This is a genomic window from Algoriphagus sp. (assembly GCF_030694375.1).
In the GTDB taxonomy this organism is placed as follows: domain Bacteria; phylum Bacteroidota; class Bacteroidia; order Cytophagales; family Cyclobacteriaceae; genus Algoriphagus.
In genome coordinates, this window is the sequence record NZ_JAUXYL010000023.1 from 146,233 (window position 1) to 161,793 (window position 15,561).

The 15,561-nt window shown below is 42.3% G+C and carries 14 protein-coding genes; 10 read left to right on the forward strand and 4 right to left on the reverse strand.

The window, feature by feature from the left end; translation table 11 throughout:
* Positions 1-99: 99 nt before the first annotated feature.
* On the reverse strand, positions 100-1,581 hold the full coding sequence (locus tag Q8M62_RS08430) for an APC family permease (RefSeq protein WP_304900623.1): 1,482 nt from the start codon (positions 1,579-1,581) through the stop codon (positions 100-102).
* Between the two features lie 201 nt (positions 1,582-1,782).
* Here Q8M62_RS08430 and pta point away from each other — a divergent pair, with 201 nt between their 5' ends.
* The 3 genes from pta (at position 1,783) to Q8M62_RS08445 (ending at position 5,827) form a co-directional block, all read left to right on the forward strand.
* On the forward strand, positions 1,783-3,873 hold the full coding sequence (gene pta, locus Q8M62_RS08435; protein ID WP_304900622.1) for a phosphate acetyltransferase: 2,091 nt from the start codon (positions 1,783-1,785) through the stop codon (positions 3,871-3,873).
* A 123-nt stretch (positions 3,874-3,996) separates the two neighbouring features.
* Positions 3,997-5,193, forward strand: coding sequence for an acetate/propionate family kinase (locus Q8M62_RS08440; protein ID WP_304900621.1), 1,197 nt, complete (start codon positions 3,997-3,999; stop codon positions 5,191-5,193).
* 184 nt (positions 5,194-5,377) lie between these two features.
* Positions 5,378-5,827, forward strand: a complete 450-nt coding sequence (locus Q8M62_RS08445; protein ID WP_304900620.1) for a KTSC domain-containing protein — start codon at positions 5,378-5,380, stop codon at positions 5,825-5,827.
* A gap of 330 nt (positions 5,828-6,157) precedes the next feature.
* Here Q8M62_RS08445 and Q8M62_RS08450 read toward each other — a convergent pair whose 3' ends face one another.
* The gene (locus tag Q8M62_RS08450) at positions 6,158-7,024 is read right to left on the reverse strand and encodes a cation diffusion facilitator family transporter (RefSeq protein ID WP_304900619.1); all 867 of its coding nucleotides are present in this window, start codon (positions 7,022-7,024) and stop codon (positions 6,158-6,160) included.
* Between the two features lie 357 nt (positions 7,025-7,381).
* Here Q8M62_RS08450 and Q8M62_RS08455 point away from each other — a divergent pair, with 357 nt between their 5' ends.
* From Q8M62_RS08455 to Q8M62_RS08475, 5 genes are all read left to right on the forward strand, one after another.
* Entirely contained in the window at positions 7,382-8,299 is a 918-nt protein-coding gene (locus Q8M62_RS08455) for a glycosyltransferase family 2 protein (protein ID WP_304900618.1), read from the forward strand.
* An 82-nt stretch (positions 8,300-8,381) separates the two neighbouring features.
* The gene (locus Q8M62_RS08460) at positions 8,382-9,065 is read left to right on the forward strand and encodes a GNAT family N-acetyltransferase (RefSeq protein ID WP_304900617.1); all 684 of its coding nucleotides are present in this window, start codon (positions 8,382-8,384) and stop codon (positions 9,063-9,065) included.
* Positions 9,066-9,106: 41 nt separating this feature from the next.
* Entirely contained in the window at positions 9,107-10,291 is a 1,185-nt protein-coding gene (gene rffA, locus Q8M62_RS08465; RefSeq protein WP_304900616.1) for a dTDP-4-amino-4,6-dideoxygalactose transaminase, read from the forward strand.
* Between the two features lie 270 nt (positions 10,292-10,561).
* Positions 10,562-12,064: a hypothetical protein gene (locus Q8M62_RS08470; RefSeq protein ID WP_304900615.1), complete on the forward strand. Its 1,503-nt coding sequence runs from the start codon at positions 10,562-10,564 to the stop codon at positions 12,062-12,064.
* Positions 12,065-12,080: 16 nt separating this feature from the next.
* Positions 12,081-13,634 (forward strand): hypothetical protein, encoded by a 1,554-nt coding sequence (locus Q8M62_RS08475; protein ID WP_304900614.1) that lies wholly within the window; start codon positions 12,081-12,083, stop codon positions 13,632-13,634.
* Positions 13,635-13,643: 9 nt separating this feature from the next.
* Here the strand turns inward: Q8M62_RS08475 and Q8M62_RS08480 are convergent, their stop codons facing one another.
* Both Q8M62_RS08480 and Q8M62_RS08485 read right to left on the reverse strand, forming a co-directional pair.
* The gene (locus tag Q8M62_RS08480; RefSeq protein WP_304900613.1) at positions 13,644-14,138 is read right to left on the reverse strand and encodes a DUF6265 family protein; all 495 of its coding nucleotides are present in this window, start codon (positions 14,136-14,138) and stop codon (positions 13,644-13,646) included.
* 34 nt (positions 14,139-14,172) lie between these two features.
* The gene (locus tag Q8M62_RS08485) at positions 14,173-14,487 is read right to left on the reverse strand and encodes an iron-sulfur cluster assembly accessory protein (protein WP_092734023.1); all 315 of its coding nucleotides are present in this window, start codon (positions 14,485-14,487) and stop codon (positions 14,173-14,175) included.
* Positions 14,488-14,600: 113 nt separating this feature from the next.
* Between Q8M62_RS08485 and Q8M62_RS08490 the strand changes: the two genes are divergently transcribed.
* Complete coding sequence (locus Q8M62_RS08490; protein ID WP_092734072.1) at positions 14,601-15,122, forward strand: hypothetical protein; 522 nt, start codon at positions 14,601-14,603, stop codon at positions 15,120-15,122.
* Between the two features lie 4 nt (positions 15,123-15,126).
* Positions 15,127-15,537: a YkvA family protein gene (locus Q8M62_RS08495; RefSeq protein WP_092734026.1), complete on the forward strand. Its 411-nt coding sequence runs from the start codon at positions 15,127-15,129 to the stop codon at positions 15,535-15,537.
* Positions 15,538-15,561 lie beyond the last annotated feature (24 nt).

Sequence of the window (15,561 nt, forward strand, 5' to 3'; positions counted from 1 at the left end):
GGTTGTATTTCCGATTCTTAACCAGCAACCGAAATATATTTGTTTGAATTTAAGCTGGATTTGCCGTGAACAGTAGACCGTCCTCTGTCGATTTTTAAATTATTCGGAAGGAAGAGTTGAAAATTGGGCTTTGGTGTCCACACCCGAGACCTTGAGTTTTTTCCATTGGAAAAAGAAAAGAACCGAGGCACTACTCATCACGATCAGCCAAACAGGAGTGGAGTGAAAATACCAGGCGGAGGCAGTTGAATTCAGATCCTTGACAGTATGGATGACCAAAAATGAAAGAATCAAAATTGTCCCACCAATGCCGATAAACAGCTGTAATTTTCTTGACTTGAAGATACCGATTCGGGAAGCCAATACCGGATTTTGGATTGGGAAAAGAATCACTGAAATGCACATCAATAGGAAATTGACAAGCATGGAGGTGACCATGATGTCTATCCCAAGGAAGAAGTCTCCCGCAAAGTGGCTACCCAATATTCCGATCGAGGCGATACATCCACTCAGCACTATCGCAAAATGAGGCGTATGATGTTTTGGGTGGATTTGGGCTAAGGTCATGGGGAAAATCCCATCTTTTGCCCAAGAAAACACCAATCTCGAAACGGACAAAATCATTGCCGGAAGGTCATTCAGCAAGGCAATAGCTGCTCCGAGTAAAATCAAAACTCCCAAACCTGAGGGAAGCAAATAACTGAGAATCCCTGCCGCAGTGATGTCTTTTTGCATCGCTTCCTGAGCTACAAATGGCCATGGAACGGCATGATAAACTGCGTATGTGAAGCAGATGTAAAACAGCCCAACACTCAAAATAGCCAAACCAATGGCCTTGGGGAGGTTTTTTGTTGGATTTTTAGCTTCTCCTCCAGCCTGTGCGATTGAGTCAAAACCGATAAAACTGGAGAAAAGCAAAGCTGCTGCAGATAGGAATGTCGGCCAATGAAAAGACGTGGGCTTGAGTTCTAGCATCCTCCCTTCTTTTTCTGCCAAAGCAGCCAGAAAATCCGAATGGTCAAAGCTCAATCCCGACACAATCACAATTCCTCCCAAAACAAACATCAAAATCATCAAAGGAATCAGGGTTCGTTCATAGAATTTTGCCCCGAGAATATTGACATACACAAAAACCCAAAGAAAGGTGAGCGCAAGGCAAACCCGAATCCAGGGCTTTTCCAAATACTCAGCTAGATCCAGCCAATCCAAAGCCACAGCCACATCCCGAAAGAAAGGAACCACCACGTATGCAATCACTCCTATTACGATCGACAGCCCAAACCATTGGGAAAAACTGGCTACAAAGCCCAAATACGGATGAATTGCCCGGCTTGCATAGAGGTAGGATCCTCCCGCTCTCGGCATAGCCGATGCTAGAATAATGTAGGCCAAAGCTGCGAAGATTGCCGGGATTGCAGCAACCAAAAAAGCAGGCAGTACATAGGGGCCGATGCCGGGCACATTGCGCTGAATCATAAACGGCACAATGTAAATCGATGCCCCGATCATGGAGCAAATGCCCGTAGCGGTCAATCCAAGAAGTCCGAGTTGCCGGGTGAGGTGTGGGGTTTGGGGGCTCATTCGATATTAAAGTTGGAAGATAGAAAAAATCAGTTTTTATCCTGAATTTATTGCTGAACCAAGTATTGATATGCTGATTTTTCTCTGCTTGATTGATGAAAAATATAAGCGAAGATGATCTTTGTCAGGAAAATCCCCAGATTATAGTTTCAATTTTGTGAGGAAATTAATTCTCCTTACCCAAGTAATTTTTAGAGCACTATGACGAATGCCATTTACCTCACGACCACAGAGCCGTTTTCCGGAAAATCCATCTATGCGCTCGGTCTGGTGAACCTTCTTGCAGGCAAAACAGACAAAATTTCTTATTTCAAACCGATCATCACTGTTGGAAAAAAAGAGAAAGACCGACGTTTGACCCTGATCAAGGAGCACTTCAAACTTGCCCAGCCTTACGAGGATATGTTTTCTTTTACGATCCAAAAGGCCTTCAAGGAAATAAACCGGAAAAATGAGGCGTTTTTGATCGATGCCATTATTGAAAAGTTTCAAAGGCTCCAGGAGAACTCGGATTTTGTGGTGGTTGAGGGGACAGACTTTGCGGGAATCAGCACCAATGTGGAGTTTAACGGAAATGTGTCTATCGCAAAAAACCTGGGTATTCCTGCTGCAATTATCCTGAACTGTGATCATAAAACTGATGCGGAAATCGTCGAGCAAGCGATTTCCACTACCAATGCCTTTCTTTCCAATGGGGTCCAAGTTCTCACACTTGTAGCCAACAAAGTGCAGCAGGGAAAGGAAGCTGATCTTCGCCGAAAGTTAACAATGGCTTTGCCAAAGGAGATTCTAATCTCTGCGATTCCTGTGCATTTAGAATTGAGCAATCCGACCATGGAGGAAATCCGTGATGCGATGGGGGCTAAGGTGTTTTTTGGAGAAAATCTCCTGACCAATCGGGTGGATCACGTCATCGTAGGAGCGATGCAGTTGCGAAATTTCCTCCAGCGAGTAAAAAACAATACACTCGTTATAACCCCAGGAGATCGGGGAGACATCATTATTGGAGCCTTGCAGGCTAATATTTCCAAGAATTTCGGAAAAATTGCAGGAATGGTTCTGTCAGGCGGTATGCTTCCGGAAGATTCCATCGTGCAGTTGGTGGAGGGATTGGAAACGGTAGTGCCTATCCTGCAGGTCGAGGAAGCAACATTTGAAGTGGTTACCAAAATCAATGACATCAAAGCCCGGATTTCAGCGGATGACAAAGAGAAAATAGCCATTGGAATTCGACTTTTTGAGCAGGCAGTCGACGAAAAGGCATTGACGGACAAGATTGTTGCATTTCATTCTGATGTGCTCACGCCGCGGATGTTCCAATATCAATTGGTCAAACGCGCAAAATCAAACAAGAAGCATATCGTGCTGCCGGAAGGCGAAGATGACCGCATCCTGCAGGCAGTAGATCAGCTTGTAAAGCAGGATGTGGTTGCATTGACACTTTTGGGTAATAAAGAGACTATTGAACTGACTATTAAGCGGCTTAATCTTTCGCTGGACTTGATGTCTGTCAATGTTATAGCCCCTGTAAGTTCCGTCCGGTTTGAGGAATATGCCCAGGCACTTTATGAGCTGCGCAAAAACAAAGGATTGACCATCCAAATGGCGCGGGACCTGATGCTCGATGTGTCGTACTTTGGGACTATGATGGTCTATAAAGGTCATGCAGATGGCATGGTCAGCGGTGCGGTACATACGACCCAACACACCATTCGTCCCGCATTGCAATTTGTCAAAACCAAGCCCGGAGTTGCGACTGTTTCCTCTGTGTTTTTTATGTGTCTCCCCAATCGGGTTTCCGTCTTTGGAGATTGCGCAGTAGTGCCAAATCCCTCTTCGGAACAATTGGCGGATATTGCGATTTCCTCGGCAGAATCAGCCAAAATGCTGGGCATCGAACCCAAAATCGCCATGCTTTCCTATTCTTCTGGTTCCTCCGGAGAAGGCGAAGAAGTGGAGAAAGTCCGAAAAGCCACCGAACTGATTAGATTGCGAAGACCCGATCTCAAAGTTGAAGGCCCGATCCAATACGATGCAGCTGTTGATCCTGAAGTTGGGAAAAAGAAACTGCCAAACTCCGAAGTTGCAGGTCAGGCTAGTGTGTTGATTTTCCCTGATTTAAATACAGGAAATAACACCTACAAAGCCGTGCAGCGGGAAACCGGGGCGATCGCCATCGGCCCGATGCTGCAAGGATTGAATAAACCAGTCAACGACCTGAGCAGGGGTTGCACCGTGGTAGATGTGTTTAATACGGTGGTAATCACGGCGATTCAAGCGCAAGAAAATTAAATTCAATCACCAATGGTCAATGATCAATTTTCAATTACCAAGAAAAGGAAGTCCTTGATAATTGAGTTTGATGATTGACCATTGAACATTTCTCAATAACTCAGTAACTTTTATTACCTCCAAATGAACATCTTCGTCATTAACTCCGGCAGCAGCTCGATCAAGTACCAACTCATTTCCATGCCTGAGGCAAAAGTGATCTGCACAGGAATGGTAGATCGGATAGGATTGGAAGGCGCAAAATTGGAATACCGGGCTTTTTTGGATTCTGGGGAAGTAGGTAAAGTGTTGGAATTGCCAATTCCCGATCATGCTACCGGGCTTCAGGAGGTGGCAAAGTTGTTGACAGATCCGGCTGTGGGTGTGATTTCCGACCCCGACCAAGTGCATGTGGTGGGACATCGCGTGGTGCATGGCGGAGAGCGATTTTCCAAAACCCAACTGATCACCGAGGAAGCCAAAGCCAAAATACTGGAGCTATTTCCTTTAGCACCGCTTCACAATCCTGCAAATTACCTGGGGATCGAAGTTGCGGAGCGGATATTCACTCAAGCCAAACAGGTCGCTGTTTTTGACACGGCTTTTCATCAGACTATGCCTGAGGTGGCCTTCCGAATGGCGATTCCCAATGAATTCTATACCAATCATGGGATTCGGGCTTATGGCTTTCATGGCACAAGCCATAAGTACGTTTCCGAGCAGGCGATGGAGTTTTTCGGGAAAAGGACTTCCAAAATCATTACCATTCACTTAGGTAACGGTTGCAGTATGGCTGCGGTACGGGATGGGAAATGTATCGATTCCAGCATGGGTTTGGGCCCGATGAACGGCTTGATTATGGGGACTCGTACAGGAGATATTGATCAGTCCGTGATTTTCCATCTGGTGAATCAACTTGGCTATTCTCTCGACGAAGTCAATACGATCCTGAACAAGAAAAGTGGAATGCTCGGCCTCACGGGGTTCAGCGATATGCGGGACATCCGCAAGCTGTATGATCAGAAAGAAAAAGCAGCAATCCTCGCCTACGACATGTATGCCTATCATATCAAAAAATTCATTGGGTCCTTCGCTGCAGTGCTGAATGGACTCGATGCGATTGTCTTCACCGCCGGAGTAGGAGAGAATGATGCGCTGACGCGCAAACTCGTTTGTCAAAATATGGATTTCCTCGGAATCAGACTCGATGAAGCCAAAAATGAAACCCGCCAAAAAGGGCTTCATGAGATCAATACCGTCGATTCTCCAGTAAAAATTCTAGTCATCCCCACCAATGAAGAATTGGAGATTGCCAGGCAGTGTTTTGGGTTGGTGGGCTGATCTTTGTGTTTTCTCAAGAAGGAGTTTATCAGAATAATCATCCGAGCTTAAATTGAAAAACAAATTATTATTGCTCAAATAAATGAAATAGGTTTTTAATTAATCTGAGTACTGTTCCCTTTTAAGATTTTTTATCTACCAAATTATATATCCGTAGCTTTGCAACAGTTTTAAAAAAGCAGCAATGAAGCGGATAAACGAATACAAGAAACTTTTTAATGTAGAAGGTCCCATAGACTTGAAGCAACTGAAGACCACCTATCGGACTTTAGTGAAAGAATGGCATCCAGACAAATTCCTGGAAGGGGATGAAAAAGCGAAAGAAGCCGAAGAAAAAAGCACCAAAATCATTGACGGGTATCACTTTCTGGTAAGTATAGCGCCGGAAACCATCGCTGCAAATCTTGAGGAGTACACCAAAACCGCTACCGAATCCGGAATCGCTGACTTTCACTACAAAAATCAGGTGCTTGAAATCACTTTTTTGGATGGAAACACCTATGAGTATTTTGGCGTGTCAAAAAACACCTACACCAAGTTTATCAATTCAGACAATACCTACCGCTTTGCCAGAAGGAATATTTTGAGTGCGCACACTTATAGGAAATCCAAGAAGACTTTGGAGACGGCTTAAATCGCCAAACTAGATTCCGGTCAGTGGCTACATCAAAGTGAATCTGAAATACCTATCCAGTCTAACTAGTCAGATCGAAACAAGTGAGTGGAGACACTCACTTGAGCGGATCAATTAAACCGAGTGGCGACCTGACTGCCTTCAGGCAGGTACTCCTTGGAAAAAGATTTTTATTTTGAAACATCGGGAGAATTTAGGACATTTTCCTGCCGGAATCGTAGCGTCTTATTCGGCCAAAGCTTTTGAAACTTGCCCCAAATCGGACTAAAAATGATGGTGTTATTTCCAATCTTGAAACTCCCTCAATTTCTTAATGTCTGTAAAAATTTTTTACGTCGGCTCAATATGGATCAGCACATGACCAAGTTGTGGGATTTCCCTGCGCAGCGTGTCCTTAAGCTTATGGGCGATGTTGTGCCCTTCTGTTACGGTCAAGTCTCCTCTGACATGTGCATGTAAATCCACGTGATAGGTCATGCCTGCTTTGCGGATAAAACACTTTTCGGTTCCCTCAATTCCCTCAACTTTCAGCGAAATTTCCCGAATCTCCTTTGTGAGTTCAGTGAAGTTATTTTCATCCATCACTTCACCCAAAGCAGGCCTGAAAATCCCGTAGCAATTGTACAGGATAAATCCACAAGCCAACAAAGCCGCGTAATCGTCTGCAACCTCGTATCCTTCTCCTCCGAAAATAGCGATCGAAATACCGACAAATGCGGCGATCGAAGTGATGGCATCTGCTCGGTGATGCCAAGCCTCAGCTTTTAGCGAGGAACTTTTGAGTTTTTTGCTCCGGTTAATGACCACCTGATAGGAAATTTCCTTCCATATAATGATCACTCCAAGGACAATCAAAGTCCAAGGTGCAGGTAATTCGTGTGGAGTCTGTATGTTTTTGATGGACTGCCAAGCGATCGTAAATGCTGAGATGATCAGAAATGCGACGACTAAGAAAGTGATCAAAGGTTCGGCTTTGCCGTGTCCATAGGGATGGTTTTCGTCTGCAGGCCGCTCTGCATATTTCAAACCCAGTAAAACCAGAAAAGAGGAAAAAATATCTACCGTAGATTCGATGCCATCGGCGATCAGCGCAAATGAATTCCCAAAAATCCCGGAAAGAAACTTGACACCTGCTAAAACAGCATTTCCCAAAATGCTGAAAATGACCGTTCGTATAGCAAGATTGGACTTAGACATGTTCGAAAGTACAATCTACAAGGTTAAAATCAGGCATTTTTAGGCAGTTCCGGATAAATTTCTTGTTTGATCTTCCATGCTATTGGTACGACGACCTTCAGACATTAGCCATTTTAAGGCAGTACTTTGACATCTCGTATTTCAGTGCTTACTTCTTGAAATTCACAATAAATTACTCCTGTTAGGAAAGGTTTGGCTTTTATTAACTCCTTTCCAATCACAGCTTTTTCGCCAAAATTCCCAATTTTCAGGAGTTTTGGCAGTATTTGAATTTGAAACTATTATTTTGCCACAGGAACCGAGTGGCGGAAAAACTTTCAAAATCTTAAGAATACCTATAACCACTTACCTGTCCAAATGCACCTGTCAATCATTTCTCCTGTCTACAATGGAGAATTCATACTTCATGAGCTCATTGAACGCATTCACCTTGTTGTTGAACCGCTCAATCATGACTTTGAAATAATCTTGGTGGACGATTTTTCCCCGGATCGGTCTTGGGAGACTATCGAAAATTTGGTTGCAAAATTCCCTAAAGTCAGGGGAATCAAATTAAGTCGGAATTTTGGGCAACATTATGCCATCACTGCCGGACTGGATAATGCCAAAGGAGAATGGGTTGTGGTGATGGACTGTGATCTTCAGGATCTGCCCGAAGAGATTCCAAACCTTTACGCCAAAGCCCAAGAAGGTAATGATGTTGTTTTGGCAAGAAGAATTATCAGAAAGGACGGTTTTTTTAAAAAACTTTCGTCCAAACTATTCTATCGAACCCTCGCATGGCTCACTGGTTCCCAACAGGATGAGTCTATCGCTAATTTTGGAATCTATCATAAAAAAGTCATTGTCGAAATTGTGAAGATGCGCGAAAGTATTCGCTATTTTCCGACTATGGTGCGCTGGGTTGGCTTTAAGCAAACTTCTATCTCAGTAAATCACGGGGCAAACGAAGACCGTAAGAGTAGTTATAACTTTAAGCGTTTGTTCAATCTGGCATTGGATATCATATTGGCTTACAGTGATAAACCACTCAGGTTGACAGTAAAACTTGGCTTTGTAGTCTCCTTCTCAGGGTTTCTTTTTGCCTTGTTTACCTTTATCAAATACCTGAATGGAGATATTATCGTCAAGGGATACGCCAGTCTAATTATTTCGCTCTGGCTGCTTGCAGGATTCATCCTGATGACTTTAGGAATCGTTGGACTTTATGTAGGCAAGACCTTTGAAGGAGTTAAAAACAGACCAATATATATCGTTGAAAAAACGACTGAGTAGGGGATAAGTGTTATATATTGACTTTGTGGAACACTCACAGGCCAGTGGTCCAACCACTCGATGATAAAGAAGAATTACCCCAATGATTATCCAAACACTAGCTTTTGATTCCCAATTATTCGGATATCCGGTGGGTAAATTCCAAGCGGACAAAGAAACTAATTGGGATAGTTTTTTGGAAAAGGCTAAGCCTTATCAATTGATTTATGTTTTTTCGGAAACAAAAATCTCCAATCCCCCCGATTTCCTCCGTTTTGTGAACTCCAAGTATGTATTTGGGAAAAAATTAACTGAAGTAAGAAAGGAGAAAAAGGCAGAATTAACCATAGAATCTTATTCCGGAGCCCTGTCTGATAAGCTTTTGGATTTAGCTTTGCAAAGCGGAGAATATTCGAGATTTAAAACTGATCCAAGATTGAGCTCCGGTGAGTATGAAAAACTCTATCGACTTTGGATCGAAAAGGCACTTCTGGAAGACATGGTACTGGTGGATTCGAGCCATTCAGGCCTCGTTACCCTTTCTGTCTCCGACCATATTGCATCAATCGGATTGATAGCAGTGGATGTTAAAAGTAGAGGACTTGGAATTGGAAAAGCTCTATTGAGAGCAGCAGAGGAAAAAGCGATAACGCTGGGAGCTATCGATATGAAGATATCCACCCAAGGGGAAAATCGAGCTGCTGTCCAATTTTACAAGGTCAATGACTATCAACTAATGGAAAGTAGCATGAATTATCATTTTTTTAATGTCAATAAGTTACCTTAAAATCTCAAAAAATAGTTTTTAAAGCCAAAATCCAAAGCTGCATGATAATTCCATTCAATAAACCTTTTTTAACCGGGAATGAAATTGAATACATTCAGCAGGCTGTAGCATCAGGTAAAATCTCCGGAAACGGCGACTTTACGCGGCTTTGTCAGGATTATTTCAAGCAACGCTTCGGGTTTCATAAGTGCCTCCTGACGACCTCATGTACAGATGCGCTGGAAATGGCCGCTATTCTGCTCGATATCGGACCCGGCGATGAAGTGATCATGCCCTGTTATACGTTTGTCTCCACAGCAAATGCATTTGTACTCCGGGGTGCAAAAATAGTTTTGGTTGACAGCCTACCTGACCATCCTAATATGGATGTGACACAAGTTGAGGGATTGATCACAGAAAAAACCAAAGCTATAGTAGTAGTTCATTATGCGGGATATGCTGTGGATATGGATCCGATCATGGAACTGTCTGAAAAGTATGGGATCAAAGTAGTAGAAGATGCCGCCCAAGCCATAGATAGTTTTTACAAGGAAAAGCCTTTAGGGGGAATTGGACATTTAGGGACGTTTAGTTTCCATGAAACCAAGAACATTCAAAGTGGCGAGGGAGGTATGCTCGTCATCAATGACCCAAGCTTGGCAAAAAGAGCTGAGATTATTTGGGAAAAGGGGACAGATAGAGCTGCGTTTTTCAGAGGCGAAATTGACAAATATGGCTGGGTAGATGTGGGAAGTAGCTTCCTGCCTTCTGAAATTACAGCGGCTTTTTTGTGGGCCCAACTTGAGCAATTGGATGTTATTCAGGCCCAACGAAAAATTGTTTGGGAAGATTACTTTCAGGCTTTCAGCCAATTCGAAATCAAGTCAAAACTCCTGTCAAAGAATTATCTTGAGCTATTGAAAAAGGAAGCGGAGCTATTCTCCTTCACTTTCCCTGCACCCTCAAAAATGGCCAATGCGCACATTTTTTTCCTTGTTTTTGAGAACATCCATTCAAGGACAGCTTACATATCTTATCTCAAATCAAAAGGGATCTTGGGTGTATTTCACTACCAATCCCTGCATCAATCGCCTTTTTTCAAAAAACGATTTCCTGAATCCAATTCCTTGGCCGCTAACTTCCCTAATTCAGATCGGTTTTCAGACTGCTTGCTCAGACTTCCTCTTTTTCACGAGCTTCCGAGATTGTCTTTTGAGTTTTTTCCAACCGGGGATTCAAGGGAATAGAGGGATGCGCAGGCAATCGGATGAGAAAAATGGGATGAGACATGAGATTCAAAAAGTTGATTTTCGGTAAAAAACGAGTTTTTGTGAAGGGTTAAGCCTGTTTATTCAAAGAATTTCAAATCAGTCAATTTTTTTCTGCTTTCTCACTTAAGCATTCTGACTATCAATACTTGACAAATTTAGCAATTAGACCATTCCTCTTTCTACTCGACGCAAACTGGCAGAATTAATAAAATCACCTAAATTGACAAGTCTATTCCTAACTCGATTTTGGCGGATTCTACCAATAAATTCTTATTTCTGGCAGTCCTTTCAGTCCTTATTTTGGTTGGTCTAGCCCTGCCCAAAGGATTTGATATCTCTGACGAGGGATTGTATGTACTACTGGCGCACCCCCTTCAGGAAAACAATGCAGGAATATTCAATTACGATCTGTTTTTTAAGGGATTTTACCAATGTACAGGAATCCACTTTGGAATTATCGGCCTCAGAATTTTGCGATTGATTTCTTATGTGGTAGCAGCTTTGGCGTTCTCCTTTTTTTGGAAAAACATAGCTGAAGAGAAGGGCCTCTCATTCAAAATCGCGATGATATCCTTTCTAGGAATTTCTGCCGGATATGGATTTCTGCCTTCCAGTCTTTCCTATAATTCCTTATCGGTGTGCCTAACTGGGCTGTGGTTAGCTTGTGTTTCTTTTAAAACAAAATCTCCCCTTTTGAAGGTACTGGTATTGGGGCTAATTCTGGGTCTTTTGGTTTATGTTAAAGTGACGACTGCTCTACTATTAGGCTTAATATCTGTTTCGATCCTTATTTATGAAGATAAAAAATCAATCAGTAGTCTAATCCTGTTGTTTGTACCCTTTGTTGTATTGGAATTAGCATTTTTCTTATTCTTGGATACTTTTTCAACACTCCGAATGATTCAAGGCCTTGAATTCACTGTTTCCAGGCCTGATTATGGATTTTTCATTTTAGTCAAACATACTTTTTTTGGATTTTTTTGGTGCTTTTTAGTTTTTCTGTCAACTCTTATTTTGAAAAAAATCAGCCCCAATCCCCGGATAAATTTGGGAATTACGGTTTTTATTTTAGTCCTGATCTTCTTCCAAACGCACATCACTGAGGAATGGAATCATATTTTCTTATTGATAATGCCTCTGATTTTCGGAATCTTGGTTCATTCGAAATTGACTGCTTTGACCCTTTCTTCCAGAAAGTATTGGGTGCTTTTATTGCTCTTTTTACCATTTATCCTTCACTTTGGGAGCAATGTTTATTGGCTTCGCCTGGGGATTCATTATTGGATCTTTTGGTGTCTTGCAGCCATGATCTGGCTCGACGAGGTTTATCCATTTGCGGAGAAATACTTGGTGTATTTTATTTCCTTTTCTTCACTGATTCTGGTGTCAAATGGACTTTGGTGGAGTCCTTTTGCCCAAAAGAGTATTTGGGAGGCCACTGAAAAATGGGAATACCTTCCGGGAAAAAGCATATTTCTTACCCCTCAACAAGTCCTTCAGCTTAAGGTTATAAAAAATCAAATGCCGGATGAAAGTCCTTCAATTGTCCTTGCGGCTTACCGGATACCGGGTATTCCTTACCTTTTGGGCAAGACTATCCCGATCAGCCCCGGATTTTGGGACAAAACGCAACTGGAGAACTATTTTCCGAAGGGAATTCAGGAAAGTGTTTTGCTTTACTACCCATTGGATGAATTGCCTGCCGGTGAATACGGGAAGATTATTTTAATTCCCGATTTTGATGAATAATCTTATGGCTGCTTAGATGATTAAGGACTCAATACGTACCCACATTCCGCTTGTAATTGGCCTACTTGCCATTGCCTCGGTGTGGCTTTTACCTTGGAGGTTTCAAGTCAATGATGATGTACTGATGATGTGGTTGGTGTCCGGAGCTTATACCGGAATTCCCGAATCTTATGCTGTTTTCATTCATCCTTTGCTGAGTTGGTTTTTTTCCCTGTTGTATCGGTCTTTTCCACTGGCCAATTGGTATGCGGGAACTTGGTTTTGGACGATAGGGATTTCTTTCTTTTTGATTTTTAAAAAACTGGAATTCAGCAGTAATCCTGTTGTCTTTAAGAGATTTCTCTTGGTGGTGATCCTTGCACTGTGCCTTCATTTTTGCTATTTCCTACAGTTTACACAAGTAGCAGGATTGGCATGCTTGGCTTCATTGATTCATCTTTTCGGGATAGGAGGTAATAAAAATCGGATCTTGTCAGGGATAGCCTTGGGTCTTTTTGTTCTCGCTTTATTGATTCGCTGGGAAGCAGTTGTATTGGTAGGTATTGGGTTTTTAGCATGGAAAGTGAGCCGTTTTGGGTCTCAATTTTTTCAGAATAATTTAAAAAATCTTGTATTTATAGTGGTTTCATTTGGTGTGGTGTTGGTTGGAAAGCTGTTCTGGGAAAGCCAATCAGAATTTGTGGATTTTCTGGAATTCAATAAGGCGAGAGCTTCGGTAATTGACCATCCTGTTTTCAGACAGGATGTAGTTAAAGATGAAATTGACCGAAATTCTGATTGGTATTTTTTCGCAAACTGGTATTTTGAAGAAGGGTTTCCGACTATAGATCAGCTCCGGTCAAAAAAAACAGAACTCGACGCGCGTTTGCTTAGTGTAGCGGAGGTCTCCAATTCCCTGAAAAGACTCTTTCAAATTCAAAAAACTGAGGCTTTTAAGTCTATGCTGATCCTGGTTTTTGTGGGTTCATTTTGGCTAATCTATTTTGATACTAGGCGCGCAATCATTTTTGCCTTGGGCTGGTTGATTTTTTTCTTTTTGTTTAATCACTTTTTCCTCATTCAAGGAAGAGTCATTGTCGTGTTTTTTCTCCCCTTTTTGATTCCGATTCTGGAATTTCAAGGGGATATGAAAGGGAATAAGAAATGGAAAATTGGATCGCTAATCCTTTTTACAGCTTTGATAGTGCACACAATTAATTTTCTAAAAGAGGCAGAAGGCAGGAAACAAATGGATAAAGAGTTCATTCAGCTGAGTGAGGGGATAAGAGCGGGTGATCCAATATTTGTAGAAGGATACCACTCTCATAACTCCACATTGATGTATTCTTTGGCTCATCCTGCTCCAATGATTGTTACAGGATGGATTGCCAGGAGCCCTTTTCAGCAAAGAGCTCTCAGAAGGTTTGGGCTCAATCGGTTTGGAGAGATGGAGCACTACGCTCTATTTTCGGTCGTCGGTCAAACTGAGATAGTTTTCCCCAGATATGCTAACCACGCTTTTGGTATATTCGAACTGGAAAAGGTCAGCTCAAGTAAAAACTTCGTGCTTCAGGAATTTATTAAAAAATGAATTTTTGGTTCAAAGCCCCTTTCGTACAAATTTGAATTCCTCGATTATTCTTTCTCCGTTTTGAGTTAAAGCCAATTGGTAGATCATTTCGTTGCCAATCCGCTCGATGGTCAATCCATGAAACCATACTTTGTTTTCACCTAATTCAATCAGCCGAAATGTTGTCCATTCTTCTCGATCTTCCCATCCCGAAAGATCAGGGCCGAAATGCTTGAGTTTCATAGATACGCTTTCACCTTCCTGTACCAAATTCATAAATTCGGAAAAAACCAATTTTCCATCTTCCCAAAATCGAAACGTGCCGATCATATGGCCATCCACTGCAGGCATCCAGACTTCTTCACAATCCCCACCCAATCCCGGGCCGGTCCAATAGCCTACCATCCAATTGAGGCCTTCGACCGTTCCTATGCCGGGAGCTTGATCAGCCTCAAGTTGTCTGACTTGAGCAACTAAGAAATGACTAAATGTCAGAAAAAGGGTGAGCGTGAAAAGTGCCTTCATCGTCCTGTTTTTGGTTGGCTGAAGTTACAAAAAATCAGCTATCGTGCCGTTTGGGGATATCAGGATTGACGAAAGTAAAGCCACGGGCTTCATCTCCTTCAAAAAAGTCAATCTGCATTCCCATCAGAAACATGTAATGCTTTTTCTCGATCAAAACAGGAATTCCGTCAATCTCAAACTGCTGATCCTCAGCTTTTGGCTTATCAAATCCCAATGCATAAGCCATACCGCCACAGCCTCCGCCTTTGACACCCACTCGCAAATAATAGTCTGTGGGGATATTCTTGGTAGCCATGATGTGTTTGATTTCAGCCTCGGCTTTTTCAGTGATAGAAATGGGAATCAGCATGCTGTCAAAATCAAAGTTTTAGGAATTTGGTTCGTGTTTCGATTCAAATTTACGGATTCGGCCGATTTTTTGACTGATTAGAAATGCTGATATTCGAATACAAAAAAATCACAATGGATTATTTACTGGATTTATTAAAAATCATTTTGCCGGCAGGTATTGTCTTGTATGGCATGTACCTCGTGGTCGTTTCTTTTCTTTCCAAAGAGCGGGAGAAATTGTTGATTGACCTCAAAACTCAAAATACTCAAGTCGTACTTCCGATCCGACTTCAGGCGGCCGAGCGGCTTTGCCTGCTATTGGAGCGAATCACGCCCAATAATTTGGTGAGAAGGTCTAACCCCAGTCAATTTTCTGCGGCAGAGCTTCATCCTCAGCTTTTGGCCGAGGTTCGAGAGGAATTCAATCATAACCTCAGTCAGCAGGTTTATTTTTCGGAAGAAACTTGGGAAGCTGTAAGACGCGCTGTGGAGGATGTAACCACCTTATTGAATTTAAGCCGTCAATCGCTACATGCCGAAGCAAGTGGAATGGATCTGGCAAAAGCTATTTTCGCACAATCACTTGAGCAAAAAAACGATGCAATATCCTATGCGCTTCGACAAGTGAAATCTGAAATCCAACTTCATTTCTAAGCCAATGACAACCTTCACTTCTAAGACCTCCGAAATTGTTGAAAAAGCGAAAATGCTTTTTGGAAAACAGGTAGACGTAATTATCCGACAGGAGCAGAAAGTGGTAGAACTTGTCCAAAATGTGGGAAAAAGGTTGTTAAAATTGGCTCATAACCCGAAAGTTCAAAAGCTGACAGCACCTATTCAGGTTTTTATTCGAATGATCAAAGCACATTTTGGAGGACAACATAAAATGGCATTGAGTTCACTTGGAATGATTGTATTGGCCATGGTTTATTTCGTTTCGCCCATAGATTTGATTCCCGATTTCCTTGGGATTTTCGGATTTGCGGACGATCTATCGGTGATTTTGGCTGTCTATGCCAAATTGAAGGATGAAGTTGATCAATTTTTAGAGTGGGAGCGAACTCAGTAACAAACTCTTCTGTTCTCCCACAAA